Here is a 17,824-nt window from a genome sequence, read left to right on the forward strand (position 1 = left end):
GTGATCCGAAATCGAACGAAGGTGAGGGAGTCTCTGCAGCCCATTGCGGCGTGTTCGAGCACGAGTTTTTCGTGTGCGTCGCGTGTCGGAAGCGCTATGTTAACGTGAACAATCCAGCTGCGGCTGGCCCCTTCCCCGCGCAATGGTGCCGATCTAGGAGCAAGAATGAACAGATTCGTGAGGCCGGTCGTTCTCGCGACGGCCGTCGCACTCATCGTCCCCCTCGTGACGGCGCAGTCCGCTGCGGCCGCCCCGTCGGACAGCCTCGTGCTCCGGTACGCCCTGGACGAGACGAGCGGGACGGTGGCCGCCGACAGCTCCGGCAACGGTCGCACCGGCACGCTCGTCAACGGGGCCTCCCCCCGCGGAGCGGCGGGTGTCGTGCTCGACGGCACCGACGACTATGTGAAGCTCCCCGACAACGTGCTCGCCGGCCTCACTTCGATCACCGTGAGCACCGATGTGCTCGTGAATCCGAACCAGGGCACTCCCTACTTCATCTGGGGCCTCGGCAACACGACGGGCGGAGCCGGCAACGGCTACCTGTTCACCACCGGCAACGGCTACAAGGCGTCCATCGCGACGGGCAACTGGAGCACCGAGCAGACCGTCGACTCCGGCGCGAACCTCGCGCGCGGGGTGTGGAAGACGTTGACCTACACGCTCGACGACGCGACCGACACTGCGAAGCTCTACCTCGACGGCACCCAGGTCGCGCAGAAGACCGGAGTGACGATCACCCCGGCGGCCATCGGCGGAGGCGTCACCACGGCCAACGCGATCGGCCGCTCCGTCTACACGGGTGACAAGACCCTCGCCGGATCAGTCCGCGACTTCCGCCTCTACAGCACGGCGCTCAGTGCCGCGGAGATCTCGACCCTTCAGGCCTCCGACGCGACGCGCGTCTCGCGCGACTCGACCGCGCTGAACCTCGGCGATCTTTCCTCGGTCACGGCGGATCTCACCCTGCCGACGAGCGGGGCGAACGGTTCGACGATCAGCTGGGCGTCCAGCAGCCCGTCCGTCGTCTCGACCAGCGGAGTCGTCACCCCGCCCGCCTCGGGCGTGTCGTCCGTGACGCTCACCGCCACGACGACCCGCGGCTCCGCCACGGCGACCCGCACCTTCACCGCGACCGTCCCGGCGAAGGACGTCAACGCCGACGCCCAGAGGGCCCTCGACGCGCTCAGCCTCGTCAACCCGAGCGACGTCCGCGGCAACATCACCCTCCCCGCCAAGGCCGGCGCATACGACGTCGCCTGGTCCTCGTCGAACACCGCAGTCGTCAGTGCGACCGGCGTCGTCACGCGCCAGACCGCCTCGACCGCGGTCACTCTCACCGCGAAGATCGCCGGCACCACCGCCACCCGGTCGCTGCCCGTGACCGTGACCGCCGCGCCCGCCGGTCTGGACACCGACTACGACGCCGGCTACCTCTGGACCCACTTCGCCTCGACCGACTACGAGAAGATCTACTTCGGCTCGAGCTCCGACGGCCTGCACTGGTCCAAGCTCAACGGCGACAAGGCGATCCTCGCCAACCTGGCCGGCACCCTCGGCGTCCGCGACCCTCACCTCGTGCGCTCCCCCGCGGGCGACGAGTACTGGATCCTCGGCACCGACCTGCACGCCGAGGGCACGGCCGGCGGAGGCTCCTGGGACCAGGTGAACGCCAGCCAGAAGCTCGTCGTCTGGCGATCCACGGATCTCGTCAACTGGAGCGACCAGAGCCTCGTCTTCGCCGGGGCGCCCAATGCGGGGAACGTCTGGGCTCCCGAGGCGATGTGGGACGAGACCACGGGGCAGTACTACGTCTACTGGTCCGGCCGCGACAAGACGCAGGTCGACACCGACGAGTGGGCGCTGCGCGTCTACGTCAGCACCACCCGCGACTTCGTGAACTTCTCGACGCCGACGGTCTGGCTTGACGAGAACTCGTCGACCAACAACGCCGACGGTCCGAACATCATCGACACCACCATCGCGAAGGAGGGCAGCACCTACTACCGCTTCTCGACCTCCGACTGGCGCACCGTCGTCGACACCGCCTCGAGCCTCGCCGGTCCGTGGACCCGGGTCATCGCGCCCGGGCAGGAGACGTCCCGCGGCCTCTCGGACCACCTCGAGGGCCTCACCGTCTACCAGCTGCCCGACGGCCGCTGGGTCGTGATGGGAGACTCCTTCGGCTACTCCGCCTACGTCACCGACTCGCTCGCGAGCATGCAGTTCACCGCCCTGCCCGTCGGCACGAGCGGAGCGAACAGATACTCCTTCTCCAAGCCCTTCCGTCACGGCTCGGTGCTGCGGCTCTCGAGCGCCGAGGAATCGCGCCTCCTGGCCGCGTACGGCACCCCGACCGGCCCGGCACCCAAGCCCGCGAACTCCGCGGGCGAGATCCTCCGCTACTCCTTCGACGGAGGATCCGGCACCACCGTGCAGGACGTGTCCGGCAACGGACTGAATGGCACGATCGTCTCCGGAGGCACCTGGCAGACCGGCTCGGTGAAGCTCGACGGCACCGACGACTACATCAAGCTGCCGAACGACCTCCTCGCCGGAGTGACCGACGTCACCGTGCAGGCGGACGTGTGGATCGACTCCGCGCAGAGCGGCGCCTACTTCATCTACGGTCTGGGCAACACGACCGCGGGTGCCGGCGACGGTTACCTGTTCACGTCGGGCAACAACTACCGCACCAGCCTCGCGACCGGCAACTGGACGACCGAGCAGACCGTCGGCTCGGGTTCCGCTCTGCCGCGCGGCCGGTGGGCGCAGCTCACCTACACGCTCTCGGGCACCACGGCGACGATCTACCTCGACGGCGTGCGAGTCGGTTCGGGCACGGTCACGACCGACCCGAAGGACATCGGAGGCGGCACGACGACGGCGAACACGATCGGCCGCTCGAACTACGACGGCGACAACCGCTTCCGCGGTCAGATCCGCGAGTTCGCGATCTACAACCGGGCGCTGAGCTCCTCCGAGGTGCTCTCCTCCTCGGGCAACAGCACGGTGCTGGCCGACGCGACCCTCACCGGCGACGTCCTCAAGGTGCCGGCGGTCCTCGACCAGGCGAACCGCGTCGTCACCTTCCCGGTCAAGCCGGGCACCGACCGCTCGGCCCTCACGCCGACCTTCTCGACCGCGACGGGAGTCACCGCCAGCCCGGCGTCCGGCACCGTCCGCGACCTGCGCACCCCGCAGACCGTCGTCCTGACCCCCACCGGCGGTGGCGCGAGCACCACGTGGACGATGAAGGCCGTCGAGATGAAGAGCCCGGTGATCCCCGGTCTCTACGCCGACCCGAACATCGTCGCGTTCGGCGACACCTTCTACATCTACGCGACGTCCGACGGGTTCCCGGGCTGGGGCGGCAAGACGTTCTACGTCTGGTCCTCCAAGAACCTCGTCGACTGGACGCGCTCGGCGCAGCCGATCCTCACCCTCGACGGCCAGAACGGGAACGTCCCCTGGGCGACCGGCAACGCGTGGGCGCCGACGATCACCGAGAAGGGCGGGAAGTACTACTTCTACTTCTCGGGCCACAACGCCTCGCTCGACCGCAAGACGATCGGAGTGGCCGTCGCCGACAGCCCCACCGGCCCCTTCACCGCTCAGCCCACCGCGATGATCACCAACGGCGAGTCCGTGACCTCGGGTCAGGCCATCGACCCGGCCGCATTCACCGACCCCGCCACCGGCAAGAGCTACCTCTTCTGGGGCAACGGGGCGCCCGTCTACGGCGAGCTGTCCGACGACATGCTCTCGATCAAGGCCGGCACCATCAAGCGGATGAGCGGACTGACCGACTACCGCGAGGGCAGCTTCGTCAACTACCGCCAGGGGCTGTACCACCTGACCTACTCGATCGACGACACCGGCTCCGAGAACTACAAGGTCGGCTACGCCACCTCGACGAGCGTCGACGGCCCGTGGACCTACCGCGGCGTCCTCCTCGAGAAGAACCCGTCGCTGGGCATCCTCGCGACCGGCCACAACTCGATCGTCAACGTCCCCGGCACCGACGACTGGTACATCGCGTACCACCGGTTCGCGATGCCCGGTGGAGACGGCCAGCACCGCGAGACCACGATCGACCGCGTCACCTTCGACCCGGCGACCGGGCTCATGCAGAAGGTCGTCCCGACCCTCGAGAGCGTCGCACCGCAGACCATCACCGACCCGGCGCCGCTGCGTGCGACGATCACCGGTGCGGCGACGGTCGGCACGACGCTGACCGCGACCGCCTCGACTCCCTGGACCGCCACGGCGTACCAGTGGAAGCGCGGCGGAGTGGACATCGCCGGCGCGACCGCGTCGACGTACGTCCTCACCGCGGCCGACCGCGGCACGGTGGTCTCGGTGACGGTGTCGGCGACCAAGCCCGGCTGGTCCCCCGCCACGGCGACGACGCAGACCAGCACCGTCACCGACGCGGCTCCGACACTCAACATGACCGCGACCGCGAGCACGCGCTGCATCTCGGGCAAGGTCACCCTGACGGTCACCAGCCGGAACGACAGCACCGTCCCGCTGACCATGACGCACACCTCGTCCTCCGGGACGAAGTCGTACACGGCCGTCGCGCCGGGCAAGAGCGCGACGACCGCATGGTCGACCCGGGCGACGAGCATCCCCGCCGGCACGGTGACGGTGACCGCGTCCGGAACCGTCGGAGGGAGCCCCGCGAGCACGGTCGCGACGCCGTCCTACGCGGCGAAGTCCTGCGGATAGCACGGATCGGCGGCGGACGGACCACTCCTCGCCCGCCGCCGATCCGCCCGACGCGGTCCAGTCGCCTCTGGTTCGCGTCGGCAACCGTGTCAGCACTGGTCCACGAGGAGCGAAGGAATGACGGGACGACGAACTTCGACTCCTGGATGGAGCACCTCGAGGAGCCCGGCTCCGAGAGCAGAGTCGTCATCCACGCCGTCGGTGCCCTCAGCGCTCGCCTCAGGATTTCGGCCGACGCCGCCTACGCGGCGCTGCGCGAGGAGGCGGAACTCGGAGGCCGCCTCCTCGCGGACGTCGCACGCGAGGCCGTCGATCTTCCGCGTCCAGCGCTCTCGCCACCCGCCGTGGCGCCGGAGTGACGAGTAGCGGGCGAGTCCTAGCTCGTCCGATCACTACAGGTCGCTCGGGGGACGGGAGCGCGCCACCCGCCGATGACATTGTCGGCCTGTCCAGCGCCGACGAGTCCCGAGTCGCGTTTCGACGCAGCGTTGCGGGTGTCCTGCGGAGTCTCGGCTCCGCCGAAGCGCTGGGAATGGACGACGCGGTCGAGCAGTGGCTGCTCGACCGCGTCGGTTCGTGGGGGATGTCGGAGCCTCCCGGTGTCACTCGAAGTGGCTGCTCGACCGCGTCGGTTCGTGGGGGATGTCGGAGCCTCCCGGTGTCACTCGAAGAGGGACAGGGTGAGGGTGGACGAGTAGTCGCCGGCCTCGACCGTGGGTGCGGTCCTCAGGAAGAGGTCCGCGTTCGCGGTGAAGGGGCCGGTTGGAGCGACCTCGGCCGACTCGTTGGTGAGAGCCAGGAGCTCCTGGTCGACCAGGCCGACGGCGTCCTCGCCCTCGTCGACGATCGTCTCGACGCGGTCGCCCTCGGCCACCAGGCCGGTGTCGCCGCCGTCGATCAGTCGGGGCTGCCAACCGAGGTTCGCGGCGGGGATGACGTCTCCGGCGGTGTTGGTGAAGTCGGACGTGGATCCGACGACGTACCAGCCGGCCTCCGCGGGGATGTCCTCCGGGTCGCGGGTGTCGGTGACGGTGACGGTGGGCAGGGTGCCCGTGAACTGGCGGATGACGGAGGTGGAGCCCTCCTCGGTCAGCTCGGTGGAGTCGCCGGCGACGGTCATCGACAGCGTGCCGCCTCCGGGCAGCTCGGTGATCTCGACGTTGACGTCGACGTCGTTGGAGTCGAGCTCGGCGGCCATCGCGGTGCCGGCGACGCCGAGGAGGAGGAAGCCGCCGGCGAGGCCGGCCACTCCGCGGGAGACGATCGTTCGGGTGTTCATTGCGGGTCCGTTCTCTGGGGCAGTGCTTCCGCCGCAGGAGGTCTGTCGTAGGGAGGGGCGTCGACGTCGGCGGTCGCCGACGTCGAGGGGGGTGACGGGGTGGAGCTCCTGACGGCGACGACCCGACCCCCCGCGGGTCGGATCGTCGCCGTCGAACGGAGCACCGGCGTCGCAGCGTGTCAGCGAGCGGCGTACGGCGCGGTGGTGGTCGTCGTCAGCCCCGTCGAGGCGGCGGTGACGGTCGCCGACCCGGCCGGAATCCGGGCGAGGCGGGTGGTGTAGGCACCGACCGCCGACGCTCCGGGCTTGACTCCGGCGAAGGTCTTCGTGCCGTACGCCGTCACCATCGTGAGATCCGCGGCACTGGACCCGGTGTTCTTCGCCGTGACCGTGAGGACCACCTTGCCGGCGACGATCCGTGTCTCCGCCTTGGCGGAGACGCGGGTGCTGCGGCGACGGTCGTGCTCGGAAGGGCCGTCGGTGCGACTCCCTGAGCGGTCGCAGTGATGGTGACGGCACCGGTCGTCGTTCCCGTCCGGATCGTCGGGAGGGTCGCCCGCCCATCGGACCCCGAGAGGACCGTCGCGGACTTCGTGCCGTCGACGAAACCGGCGGGTCCCGCGATCGTGAAGGTCACTGCGCGGCTGCCCAGCACTCGGTCGTCGGCGTCGAGGACATCGACGCCCAGGCCGAGGTCGCCGGTCGTCGAGGTCGCGACGGTCTGCTCGGCTCCGCGCGGGGCGAGGGAGGCGATCGGCGCGACGGCGTTCACGGTAAGTTCAGCGACGGCGGTCGAGCCTCCCTCCTCCCAGTCGCCCCAGGAGTCGAAGAGCACCCGGATCTCCTGCGTGCTGACCGCGGGGAATCCGACCGTGTTGGGGACACCCCGGTCCCGGCCCGGGACAGCGGGAGCGGTGTCCGCCACCGGCTCCCACTCCCCCGTCGTCGGATCCAGGTACTCGATCCGCCACGCGCGCGGAGGGATGGTGCCCTGGCGGTCACCGTCCTGCGAGTCGCTCGCGAACTGCACGGAGACGCTGTCGATGGTCACCGTCTCGGGCCAGCGGAGGTCGAGCCACTGCTCTCCCACGCGGGGCCAGGCGCTCCATTCGGACCACGCATTCCCGTCGATCGCGGCTCCGGTCGTCGACCAGTCGGAGGTGTACGACGACGTCAGAGTCGAGGAGCCGACGATGTTCCCGAGGTACTCGACGCAGGGCACGGACACAGTGACGGTCGCCTGGCGCGTGTCCGCGTCGATCGAGTCGACCCGGATCGTCGTGCCGGAGCTGAGGGTGACGGTCTCGCCGGTCTGGACGAACTCGTTGCCGACGCTTCCGTCGCCCGGTCGCTGGAGGAGTTCCGGGCTCAGCCCGCCACGGGGCACCTTCAGGATCTGCACGCCCGAGACGGTCCGCGGAGTCTGCCACTGGCTCCAGTAGGCGCCTCCGTCCGATGTGGCGTCGTTCTTGTCGTTGTACTGCACCCAGTAGCGGGCACCGCTCTGCGGATCACTCCAGGACAGTGCTCGCGGAGTGCCGGGGCCGGCACCGAGGGTGTCGATGGTCGCGATCCTCGGAGCGCCGCAGGTGGGCTGTCGGGTGTCGGAGAGGATCCCCAGTCGTGCGAGCGACGGAGCAGACAGCGGAGTGAACGTCCACGAGTCACCCATCAGGTCCGTCAGATTCCCGTACTCCTCCCGAGAGCAGTTCACGCCGGGACCGGCGTCCCAGGCCGTGTCGCACTGCAGGCTCGCGGCGTGCGGCAGGGAGATGCTGTGGCCCAGCTCGTGGGTGAGGATGATCGCGTCCGGGCCGGGCTCGAAGACCCGCCCGCCGTCATCGGGATCCCAGGGCTGCTCGGCGTTGGCCCAGTTCGGGCAGGGCGGACCGGGCGGCACCATGGTGACGAGGTGACGCGCGGGGCCGGGCTGCCAGCCGATGCTCCGCTGGACCCAGTCGTGCAGTCCACCCGTGTTCGTGCAGTCGATCGGCTCGTCGATGCTCTGCCAGTCGACGATGCGCTCGAGGTGGAAGCGGACCGCTCCGCCGGTCTCCCGGTTGTAGAACTGGTCGGCGAGCTCGAGCGAGCGTCGCGCGTCGTCCGTGGTGAAGGACGGGTTCGTTCCGGGGGGCGCGACCAGCGCGATGGTGACCTCGTGCGTGACGATGTCCGCACGCGACGGGATGTCGACGGCCGTGAAGTCGGCTTCTCCCGCGGTCCGGGAGGAGAACGCGGACTCCTCGGCAGCCACGTCCGGCACGAATCCGTTGCGGGACAGCTCCGGTTCGTGGGTGGTCTCCGTGGGGTCCTCGCGCCCTGGAGGCTCGGTGTAGGCAGTCGCTGTCGGGACCTTCGTGACGGCGGAGGCAGGAGCGGGTCCCGCGACGACGCCCGCCGCGAGCAGGAGGCCGAGGCCGCCGGCGAGCAGTGACGCTCGGCGGACAGGAGTGCGCGGCATCAGAGGCCGGCCGGCTTCTCGGGCGTGTAGAGCCACGCCTGGAAGAAGGCGGAGAGGTCCTTGCCGGAGATCTCCTCCGCGAGCTCCTGGAGGTCGGCGGTGCTGACGGTCGAGTAGCGGTTCTCGGTCGCCCAGCGCTTGAGGAGAGTCGCGAACGCCTCCGCCCCGATCTCGTCGCGCAGCTTGACGAGGGTCAGCCCGCCGCGGGCGTAGACCGGGCTGTTGAACAGGCCCGTCGCACCGGGGTCGGCCACCTTGGAGTTCCAGAAGCCGTCCCATGCCGGGATGCCGGCGATCTGGGCGGCCGAGTCCGCGACGCTCTGCCCGCCGGACTTCTCCTTCCACAGCCACTCCGCGTAGGTCGCGAAGCCCTCGTTCAGCCAGATGTCGGACCAGACGCCCGGCGTGGCGCTGTTCCCGTACCACTGGTGCGCGATCTCGTGCGCGACGGTGTTCTCGTCCGCGCCACCGGAGTAGAAGGAGCGGCCCTGGGTCTCGAGCGCGTAGCCGATCTGCTCGTCGTCGACCACCGCTCCGCCGGACTTGAAGGGGTAGGGACCGAAGATCTTCGAGAAGTAATCGATGATCTCCCCCTGCTTCGCGAGAGCCGCCTCGGTCCGAGCGCGGGGGTCACCCGTGATGTCGCGATCGATCGCATCGACGGTCGTGATGCCCTTGGCCTTCGACTGGATCAGGTCGTAGTCGCCGATGTTGACCATCGCGAGGTAGCTCGCCATGGGGCTCGTCTCTGCCCAGTTCGACGTGGTCCAACCCTTCGAGGTGGTCGGCGCGCCGACCGGGACGCCGTTCGCGAGTGCGGTCTTCCCCTCCGGAACGGTGATGGTAAAGGTGTAACGGGCCTTATCGGCCGGGGAGTCGTTGACGGGATACCACGTGGAGGCGCCATTCGGCTCGCTCGCCACGAGGGCGCCGTCGTTGGTCGACCACCAGCCGAACGGAGCACCCGTGTTGTCGCGCGGGTTGCCGGTGGTCCCGGCGTACACGATATTCACGAGGGTCGCGGCTCCCTTCTTTAGGGTGCGCGACGGCGTGATGACCAGCTCGGACCCGTTCTGCGTGAACTTCGCGGTGCGCGTGTCGACCGTGACCTTCGACACCGTCAGACCAGACAGATCGAAGGACAGCGACCGCAGATCCTGCGTCGGAGCCAGCGTCACCAGCGCGCGTCCGCTGAGGGCACGGCTGGCCGGGTCGTACTTCAGGACGAGGCTGTAGGACGCGGCGTCATAGCCCGTGCTGCCGAGGCTGGGAAGTACGGGTCTCCAGCGCTGGTGCCGCCGTCGACCGGCACCGCCGCCGAACCCGGAGCAGCCGCGGCAGCGGGAGCGAGAAGGAGGGAAGAGATTACGAGCGCCCCGAGGGCGTGAGAAGCACGAATTTTCATAGTTCACGGTAACAAACACAGGTTTCACGCCTGTTTCCCGGAAATGACGCGGATATTCCACGCGGCGGTGAGGACGCGTTTGAGAGCGCTTGCACGGTCACATCGTTGAACGTCCGGCTCAGTGAAGAGCTGACGGCAGCCAACGGACGCGCGCCAGTGGGACGGCTCACGGCCTTTCCATTCGGAATTGAATGTACTTACCCGGCTGCCGACGACGCGATTGTCGATGCTCTCGGCTGGGACCCCGAGCTCATCCCCGACCACGACCCGGGCAGACCTGACCCGGTGCTCGAGATGCTCTACCGCGACGTCTTCGACGTCCGCGAGTACCCCGACCGCGTCCTCATCTACCGACACCACCACTAACCGCTCCCCGCTGACTAACCCCGAAAGCAGAAAGGAAGATCTCCATGACCTCACCAGAACACGAAACACCCCACGAGCAACAACGACCGAAACACCGCCGCTCAGAAGCAGAGGAAGAGATCGCCCACCTCTTCCGTAACCGACCCGGCTGGGAGGACGACCCCTACATTGCCCGCGCGGCCCGCAACCACCCCGGACCATTCGCCGCTTTCCTACTCCTTCCCCACACCAACGTCGAATCGCCGACGCTAGCCACCGAGTTCGCTGACATCTTCTACGCCGAATACGACAGCCTCGACGAAGCTATCGATGACTACATCGACCTGCTCGGCTGGAACGACGGCCTGGAGGTACTGCAGAAAGAATATGGCGTCTCCCCCGACGAAGTGCAGTGGAACCGTGCGGCCATCGAATACCGCTTCCGCGACTTCGTCGACATCGTCTACTACCGCGACAAGGTCTATACCTTCCACAACTAGCAGCATTCCGCATATCAATCACTCACCGGGTGGGCAGAAAAGAGAACGATACATGACAACACCAGAACAACCGCAACACCCGAAAGACAACGAGCCGCGACCTCAAGAGGGCACGGACACCTATGACCGAGCGAAGGCGATGACCGCCTTCCTGCAGGTCTTCCGCACTGATGCCGACCCACGCACCTTCGACGCAGAGTTCGAGGACAGCTTTTTCGGCGAGTACCCAAGCTCCGGGCCGCACTCGACGAGCACATCGACGGGCTCGGCTGGCGCGCCGCCCTCTCGCAGCTCCGTCAAGAGCAGGGCATCGCCGACCACGACCTGCGCTGGAACTACGAATCAATCGAGATCCAGTTCCGCGAGATGTTCGACGTCATCCACCACGCTGACCGGGTCTACGTCTTCCACAAATGAGAAACGATTTCGCGCCAGCTACAGGTCAGACTGCGGAGGCATCCGTAGCAATTTCCGCAACACCCTACGACCGGGGGTGGAGACCTGACGATTCGGAACCTCACCGAACCGCCGAGCAGAAAAGACTCGACTCTGCGCGCGTTCAGAGCGTTAATCAGAGCGCTATGACACTCTCACCGCTTCTCGCCAGCCCTACCTTGAGCCCTCCGCCGGTCGCCTCTAACCCACTCGCTGTGATCGGCGAGATGCTGACGCCGAAGGTCGCGGTCCTCTACCTCCGCGTTTCGACTGCGCGGCAGGCGCAACGCGGTGACGAGAAGGAAGGCTTCTCGATTCCCGCGCAGCGCGAGGCGAACCGAAAAAAGGCCCAGTCGATGGGCGCCATGGTTGCGAAGGAATTCGTCGACCGCGGAGAGTCCGCGAAGACAGCGAATCGTCCAGCGCTACAGGAGATGCTCGAGTACATCCGCGAGCACGCCGTGGACTACGTCGTCGTGCACAAGGTCGACCGCCTCGCGCGCAACCGGGAGGACGACGTCGAGATCATGAAGCAACTGACCGCCGCGAACGTCGCGCTGATCTCGGCTACGGAAAGCATCGACCAATCGCCATCAGGTGCACTCCTTCACGGCATCATGTCCTCGATCGCCGAGTTTTACTCGCGCAACCTCGCGCACGAGGTCACCAAGGGCATGACGCAGAAAGTGCAGAAGGGCGGGACCCCAGGCCGGGCTCCGCTCGGATATCTGAACGTCCGCGAATTCGACAGCGACGGCCGCGAGAGCCGAACCGTTCGCCCAGACCCCGACCGCGCTCAGCTCATCACCTGGGCCTTCCACCGCTATACCGAGCCGAGCGTCAGCCTGTCGCAGCTCGCGCTCGAACTCGCCCAGCGGGGACTCACCTCTCGACGAACTCCGCAGGTACCGTCACGAGCACTCACCGACACGGACCTCCACAAGATCCTGACCAACTCCTACTACCTCGGCCTGGTCTCGTTCTCGGGCGCCACTTACGCCGGCAAGCATGAGCCCCTGATCGATCAGGAGACGTGGGACAAGGTGCAGGACGCGCTGCAGTCTCGTCGCTCCGGCGAGCGCCGACGTCGGCACGACCATTACCTCAAGAGCACCGTGTACTGCGGGAACTGCCACAACCGGCTGATCGTGCAGATGACTCGCTCGAAGTCGGGCGAAATCTACCCCTACTTCTACTGCTCTGCGCGTCAGGCGAAACGCAACGACTGCACGCAGAAGGCCGTCCTCATCCACGTAGTGGAGGAGAAGATCGTCCAGGAGTACCAGAAGCGTCTCCGGCTCGACCGGATCGCTCGAGACGACCTCGCGCGGCTGTTCCGCGATGAGTTCGTTGCCACCCGCGGCGACGCCGAGCGGCAGCGCGCGCAGATCACGACCGACCTGGAGCGACTCGAACGCGAGCAGCTCCGACTTCTTCAGGCCCACTACGCGGACGCATCCCGCTCGACTTGTTCAAGAAGGAGCAGGACCGCATCCGCTCCGAGCGCACGACCGCCGAGCGCGACGAGGCTCGCCTCACCCAGGACATCGCCGACGTCGAGCACGCTGTCCAGGTCGCTCTCGACGTGACAATGGAGTGCGCCCGCCTGTATGGCAGTGCACCCGATCACATCAAGCGGCTCTTCAACCAGGTCTTCTTCGAGCGGGTCCTCGTCCACACGGACGAGACCATCACGGTCGAACTGAACGAGCCGTTCGCGACGATCGCATCGCGGGCGGTCCAGGCGAGCGCGCACGAAAAAAGCACCACTCGTAGGAGTGGTGCTCGGACCCTTACCGGTTCCCTGGAGGTCGAGATCGGCGCCGATACGGCGTTTTTCTCTGGCAAGGGTTTTAGTAACGACACTTTGGTGCCCCTGGAGGGACTCGAACCCCCAACCTGCTCCTTAGGACGGAGTCGCTCTTCCATTGAGCTACAGAGGCTGGCCGAGCCAGTGTACCCGTCGGGCGGGCGGAGCTCGCAGCCCGCGGTTGACAGCACCGGGCAGACCTGCTTGGTTAGCTACTGCACCGACTAACCACTCAACCACCGCCCAGCAGGAAGGAGCACCCATGGACGACTCCCGGCCGATCTTCCTGCAGATCGCCGAGCAGATCGAGAACGACATCATCGCGGGGGCGCTCCCCGAAGAGACCCAGGTCCCCTCGACCAACGAGTTCGCCGCGTTCCACCGCATCAACCCGGCCACGGCCGGCAAGGGCGTGAACCTGCTCGTCGACGACGGGGTCCTCTACAAGAGGAGAGGCATCGGCATGTTCGTCGCCGAGGGCGCCCGCGACCGGCTGGTCGAGAAGCGCCGCACGCAGTTCCGCGACCAGTTCGTCGCTCCGCTGCTCGCCGAGGCCGCCAAGCTCGGCCTCACCCGCGAGGAGCTCGCCACCATGATCAGCGAAGGGGGATCGCGATGAGCGCGGTCATCGAGGTCGCCGGCCTCAGCAAGCACTACGGCAGCATGCACGCGGTCCGCGACGTGAGCTTCGCGCTCGACGAGAACCGGATCCACGGCCTCCTGGGCCGCAACGGCGCGGGCAAGACGACGCTCATGTCGCTGCTCACAGGTCAGGAGTTCGCGACCTCGGGTGGCATCCGCGTGTTCGGGGCGCCTCCGGTCGAGAACGCCGACGTCCTCTCCCGTACCTGCTTCATCAAGGAGAGCCAGAAGTACCCCGAGGACTTCCAGGTGAAGCACGTCCTGCGCAGCGCCCCGTGGTTCTTCGAGGGCTGGGACGACGCGTTCGCCCAGGAGCTCGTGAGCGACTTCCGACTGCCGCTGAACCGCCGGGTCAAGAAGCTCTCGCGCGGACAGCTCTCGGCCGTCGGAGTGATCGTCGGCCTCGCCTCGCGCGCTCCGCTCACCTTCTTCGACGAGCCCTACCTCGGCCTCGACGCCGTCGCCCGGCAGCTCTTCTACGACCGTCTGCTCTCGGATTTCGCCGAGCACCCCCGCACCGTCGTGCTCTCCACGCACCTGATCGACGAGGTCAGCTCCCTCCTCGAGCACGTCCTCGTCATCGACGAGGGTCGGCTCGTCGTCGACAGCGATGCGGAGGAGCTGCGCGGCTCGGCCGCGACCGTCGTCGGCACCCGCGGCGCGGTCGACTCCTTTACCGCCGGCCGCGAGGTGCTCTCCCGCAGCGGAGTCGGCGGCCTCGCCTCCGCCACGCTCCCCCGCCTCGACGCGCCCGGGCGCGCACAGGCGGCCGCCCTCGGGCTCGAGCTCGAGCCCGTCTCCCTCCAGCAGCTCGTCGTGCAGCTCACGAGCACCACCTCCTCCGGGAAGGACGCCTCATGACCACCACCGCCCCCGCGCAGAGCCTCGGCACCTCCGACCGACTGCTCCGCATCGTCCGCCTGCACTTCGCCAACCCCGCGACGCTGCTCTACACCCCGCTCGGGATCCTCGCCGCGATCTTCCTCGGCAGCCTCGCGATCTTCTGGGTCGTCCTGCGGACGATCGGCGCCGACAGCGCCGGCGGCGAGTCCGGCGTCCAGGTCTCCGGACCGGGCGCGTTCATCTTCATCTACATGCTCGTCGTCGCGATCCAGGCGGTGAACATCACCTTCGGCCTGGCACTGGGCTACGGATCCACGCGGCGCGACTTCTACTGGGGCAGCGCTCTCACCTTCCTCCTCCTCTCCGCCGGCTGGACCGTGCTCTACACGGTCATGGCCGCGATCGAGTCGGCGACGAACGGCTGGGGCATGGGCGGCATCCTGTTCCGCGTCGTCGGCTTCGGCGGCATCTCGTGGGTCGAGCGGGCCTTCGGCGTCTTCGTGCTGTTCCTGTTCTTCTTCTTCGTCGGAGCCGCGACCGCGTCGGTGTACGTCCGCTGGCGAGCGGTCGGTATGACGGTCTTCTGGATCGGGCTGGCAGCGGTGGCCGTCGCCGCCGTCGCCTGATCAGCCTCACGGGCACGTGGGACTCGGTGTGGCTCGCCCTTCAAGCGGTCGGCCCGACCGGCGGATTCGCGCTGCTGCTCGTCCCCACCGCGATCGCGGCCCTCAGCGGCTGGCTGGTCCTCCGCCGCGCCACTCCCCGGGGCTGACCTGACCGGAGCACCACCCCGCATCCGACCGTCCTGAGCGCGAGCGCCGCAAGGCCCTACCGCGCGGGGCGGTCGGATGCGAGCGTGGCGTCATGGCCGCATCCACGATCCCCTCCGCCTCCGAGCACACCTGGGCCGCCCGCGATGCGGACGCCCCGCTGACGCAGGAGACCCTCGAGACCGTCGACGCCTGGTGGCGCGCTGCCAACTACCTGGCCGTCGGCCAGATCTACCTGCTCGCGAACCCGCTGCTGACCGAGCCGCTCACCCGCGACCACATCAAGCCGCGCCTCCTCGGGCACTGGGGAACGACTCCCGGCCTGAACCTGATCTACGCGCACCTGAACCGCGCCATCCGCGAGCGCCGCCAGTCGACGCTCTACATCACTGGTCCCGGCCACGGCGGCCCCGGCATGGTCGCGAACGCCTACCTCGACGGCACCTACAGCGAGATCTACTCGCACATCGACGAGTCCGAGGACGGGCTGCGCAAGCTCTTCCGCCAGTTCAGCTTCCCGGGCGGCATCCCCAGCCACGCCGCTCCCGAGACCCCCGGCAGCATTCACGAGGGCGGCGAGCTCGGCTACGCGCTCAGCCACGCCTACGGAGCCGCCTTCGACAACCCCGACCTGCTCGTCGCCGCGGTCGTCGGCGACGGCGAGGCCGAGACCGGCCCGCTCGCCACCAGCTGGCACTCGAACAAGTTCGTGAACCCGGCCACCGACGGAGTCGTCCTGCCGATCCTGCACCTGAACGGCTACAAGATCGCGAACCCCACGATCCTGGCGCGCATCCCGTACGAGGAGCTCGAGAGCCTCCTCCGCGGCTACGGACACGAGCCCTTCCTCGTCGAGGGCGGCTTCGACGGCGAGGACCCGATGCGCGTGCACGAGCGCTTCGCGGAGGTGCTCGACACGGTGCTCGACCGCATCGCCGCGATCAAAGAGCGCGCCGCCGCCGGTGATCTGACGCGGCCCGCCTGGCCGATGATCGTCCTCAAGACCCCGAAGGGCTGGACCTGCCCCGCCGAGATCGACGGCGTCCAGGTCGAGGGCACCTACCGCGCCCATCAGGTGCCGCTCGCCACGCCCGCGACACCGAGGAGCACACCCGCCTGCTCGAGGACTGGCTCCGCTCCTACCGCCCCGAGGAGCTCTTCACCGAGACCGGAGGGATCGCCGACCGCGTCCGCTCCCTCGCCCCCGAGGGCGAGCTGCGGATGAGCGCCACGCCGCACGCCAACGGCGGACTCCTACGCCAGTCCCTCCACCTGCCCGACTTCCGCCGCTACGAGGTCGTCGTCGAGTCCCCCGGCGGCACCGTCGCCGAGGCGACGAAGGTGCTCGGCGAGTGGCTCGCCGACGTCATCCGCGCCAACCCCACCAACTTCCGGATCTTCGGACCCGACGAGGTCGCGAGCAACCGCCTGCAGAGCGTCTACGCCGCCACCGACAAGCAGTGGGAGGGGGAGCTCAGCCCGCTCGACGACCACCTCGCCCGCGCGGGCCGGGTCATGGAGGTGCTCTCGGAGCACCAGTGCCAGGGCTGGCTGGAGGGGTACCTCCTCACCGGCCGCCACGGTCTCTTCACCTGCTACGAGGCCTTCATCCACATCATCGACTCGATGTTCAACCAGCACGCGAAGTGGCTGAACGGCACCCGCGAGATCGAGTGGCGCCGCCCGATCGCGAGTCTGAACTACCTGCTCTCGAGCCACGTCTGGCGCCAGGACCACAACGGCTTCAGCCACCAGGACCCCGGCTTCATCGACCACGTCGTCAACAAGAAGCCGGAGGTGGTGCGCGTCTACCTGCCGTTCGACGCCAACACCCTGCTCTCGGTCTACGACCACTGCCTCCGCAGCGTCGACTACGTCAACGTCGTCGTCGCCGGCAAGCAGCCCGCCCCGGCCTGGCTGACGATGGACGAGGCCGTCGCCCACTGCACCCGCGGCCTGGGCATCCTCGAGTGGGCGAGCAGCGAGCGGCAGGGCGAGTCCCCGGACGTCGTGCTCGCCTGCGCGGGCGACGTCCCGACCCTCGAGACCCTCGCCGCCGTGAGCATCCTCCGCGAGAAGCTGCCCGACCTCGCGATCCGCACGGTCAACGTCGTCGATCTCATGCGCCTGATGTCCGAGTCCGAGCACCCGCACGGCCTCTCGGACCGCGAGTTCGACGCGGTCTTCACCCCCGACCGCCCCGTCGTCTTCGCCTACCACGGCTACCCGTGGCTGATCCACCGCCTGACCTACAAGCGCACCGGCCACCAGAACCTGCACGTGCGCGGCTACAAGGAGAACGGCACCACGACCACTCCGTTCGACATGGTGATGCTGAACGATCTCGACCGCTACTCGCTCGTGATCGACGTCATCGACCGCACCCCCGGCCTCGGCTCCCGCGCCGCCGGCCTCCGTCAGGAGATGCAGGACGCCCGCATCCGCGCCCGCGCCCACACCCGCGAGTTCGGCGAGGACCTCCCCGAGGTCGCGAACTGGACCTGGTCCGGCGAGCGCTCCGGCAACGCCAGCACCGCCACCGGAGGCGACAACGAATGACGCGGCGCGAGGGACGCCTTCCGCGGCGTTGTCGTCGGGCG

Annotated in this window: 12 protein-coding genes, 1 tRNA gene and 1 pseudogene; 9 read left to right on the top strand and 5 right to left on the bottom strand. The window is 68.3% G+C overall.

The window, feature by feature from the left end:
* The first annotated feature begins 165 nt into the window (after nt 1-165).
* Entirely contained in the window at nt 166-4,734 is a 4,569-nt protein-coding gene (locus B0T42_RS02165; protein ID WP_077221774.1) for a family 43 glycosylhydrolase, read from the top strand.
* Nucleotides 4,735-4,820: 86 nt separating this feature from the next.
* The gene (locus B0T42_RS19860) at nt 4,821-5,093 is read left to right on the top strand and encodes an ANTAR domain-containing protein (RefSeq protein ID WP_158078016.1); all 273 of its coding nucleotides are present in this window, start codon (nt 4,821-4,823) and stop codon (nt 5,091-5,093) included.
* Between the two features lie 302 nt (nt 5,094-5,395).
* Here the strand turns inward: B0T42_RS19860 and B0T42_RS02175 are convergent, their stop codons facing one another.
* The 4 genes from B0T42_RS02175 to B0T42_RS02185 form a co-directional block, all read right to left on the bottom strand.
* Nucleotides 5,396-6,013, bottom strand: a complete 618-nt coding sequence (locus tag B0T42_RS02175) for a hypothetical protein (RefSeq protein ID WP_077221776.1) — start codon at nt 6,011-6,013, stop codon at nt 5,396-5,398.
* Nucleotides 6,014-6,192: 179 nt separating this feature from the next.
* The gene (locus tag B0T42_RS19345; protein WP_158078017.1) at nt 6,193-6,360 is read right to left on the bottom strand and encodes a hypothetical protein; all 168 of its coding nucleotides are present in this window, start codon (nt 6,358-6,360) and stop codon (nt 6,193-6,195) included.
* Nucleotides 6,354-8,474 carry a discoidin domain-containing protein gene (locus tag B0T42_RS02180; RefSeq protein WP_077221777.1) on the bottom strand — a complete coding sequence of 707 codons (2,121 nt, stop codon included), beginning with the start codon at nt 8,472-8,474 and terminating at the stop codon, nt 6,354-6,356. Before B0T42_RS02180 ends, B0T42_RS19345 begins: the two co-directional genes overlap by 7 nt.
* The gene (locus B0T42_RS02185) at nt 8,474-9,940 is read right to left on the bottom strand and encodes a M1 family aminopeptidase (RefSeq protein ID WP_077221778.1); all 1,467 of its coding nucleotides are present in this window, start codon (nt 9,938-9,940) and stop codon (nt 8,474-8,476) included. The genes B0T42_RS02180 and B0T42_RS02185 overlap by 1 nt, the downstream gene beginning before the upstream one ends.
* 44 nt (nt 9,941-9,984) lie before the next feature.
* Here B0T42_RS02185 and B0T42_RS19350 point away from each other — a divergent pair, with 44 nt between their 5' ends.
* The 3 genes from B0T42_RS19350 to B0T42_RS02195 all read left to right on the top strand — a co-directional run bounded on the left by B0T42_RS19350 (nt 9,985) and on the right by B0T42_RS02195 (nt 12,748).
* The gene (locus B0T42_RS19350; protein ID WP_139344390.1) at nt 9,985-10,245 is read left to right on the top strand and encodes a hypothetical protein; all 261 of its coding nucleotides are present in this window, start codon (nt 9,985-9,987) and stop codon (nt 10,243-10,245) included.
* A 44-nt stretch (nt 10,246-10,289) separates the two neighbouring features.
* Complete coding sequence (locus B0T42_RS02190; RefSeq protein WP_077221779.1) at nt 10,290-10,724, top strand: hypothetical protein; 435 nt, start codon at nt 10,290-10,292, stop codon at nt 10,722-10,724.
* 650 nt (nt 10,725-11,374) lie between these two features.
* On the top strand, nt 11,375-12,748 hold the full coding sequence (locus tag B0T42_RS02195) for a recombinase family protein (protein WP_158078019.1): 1,374 nt from the start codon (nt 11,375-11,377) through the stop codon (nt 12,746-12,748).
* Between the two features lie 279 nt (nt 12,749-13,027).
* Here B0T42_RS02195 and B0T42_RS02200 read toward each other — a convergent pair.
* Nucleotides 13,028-13,102, bottom strand: a tRNA-Arg gene (locus tag B0T42_RS02200).
* A 129-nt stretch (nt 13,103-13,231) separates the two neighbouring features.
* Between B0T42_RS02200 and B0T42_RS02205 the strand changes: the two genes are divergently transcribed.
* The 4 genes and pseudogenes from B0T42_RS02205 to B0T42_RS02220 all read left to right on the top strand — a co-directional run bounded on the left by B0T42_RS02205 (nt 13,232) and on the right by B0T42_RS02220 (nt 17,783).
* The gene (locus tag B0T42_RS02205) at nt 13,232-13,588 is read left to right on the top strand and encodes a GntR family transcriptional regulator (protein ID WP_055787762.1); all 357 of its coding nucleotides are present in this window, start codon (nt 13,232-13,234) and stop codon (nt 13,586-13,588) included.
* Nucleotides 13,585-14,472: an ABC transporter ATP-binding protein gene (locus B0T42_RS02210; protein WP_077221781.1), complete on the top strand. Its 888-nt coding sequence runs from the start codon at nt 13,585-13,587 to the stop codon at nt 14,470-14,472. Before B0T42_RS02205 ends, B0T42_RS02210 begins: the two co-directional genes overlap by 4 nt.
* Nucleotides 14,469-15,080, top strand: coding sequence for a hypothetical protein (locus tag B0T42_RS02215; protein ID WP_077221782.1), 612 nt, complete (start codon nt 14,469-14,471; stop codon nt 15,078-15,080). The genes B0T42_RS02210 and B0T42_RS02215 overlap by 4 nt, the downstream gene beginning before the upstream one ends.
* Nucleotides 15,081-15,318: 238 nt before the next feature.
* A pseudogene (locus B0T42_RS02220) lies at nt 15,319-17,783 on the top strand (phosphoketolase family protein).
* Nucleotides 17,784-17,824 lie beyond the last annotated feature (41 nt).

This window comes from Rathayibacter rhapontici (genome assembly GCF_001995175.1).
Taxonomy (GTDB): Bacteria; Actinomycetota; Actinomycetes; order Actinomycetales; family Microbacteriaceae; genus Rathayibacter.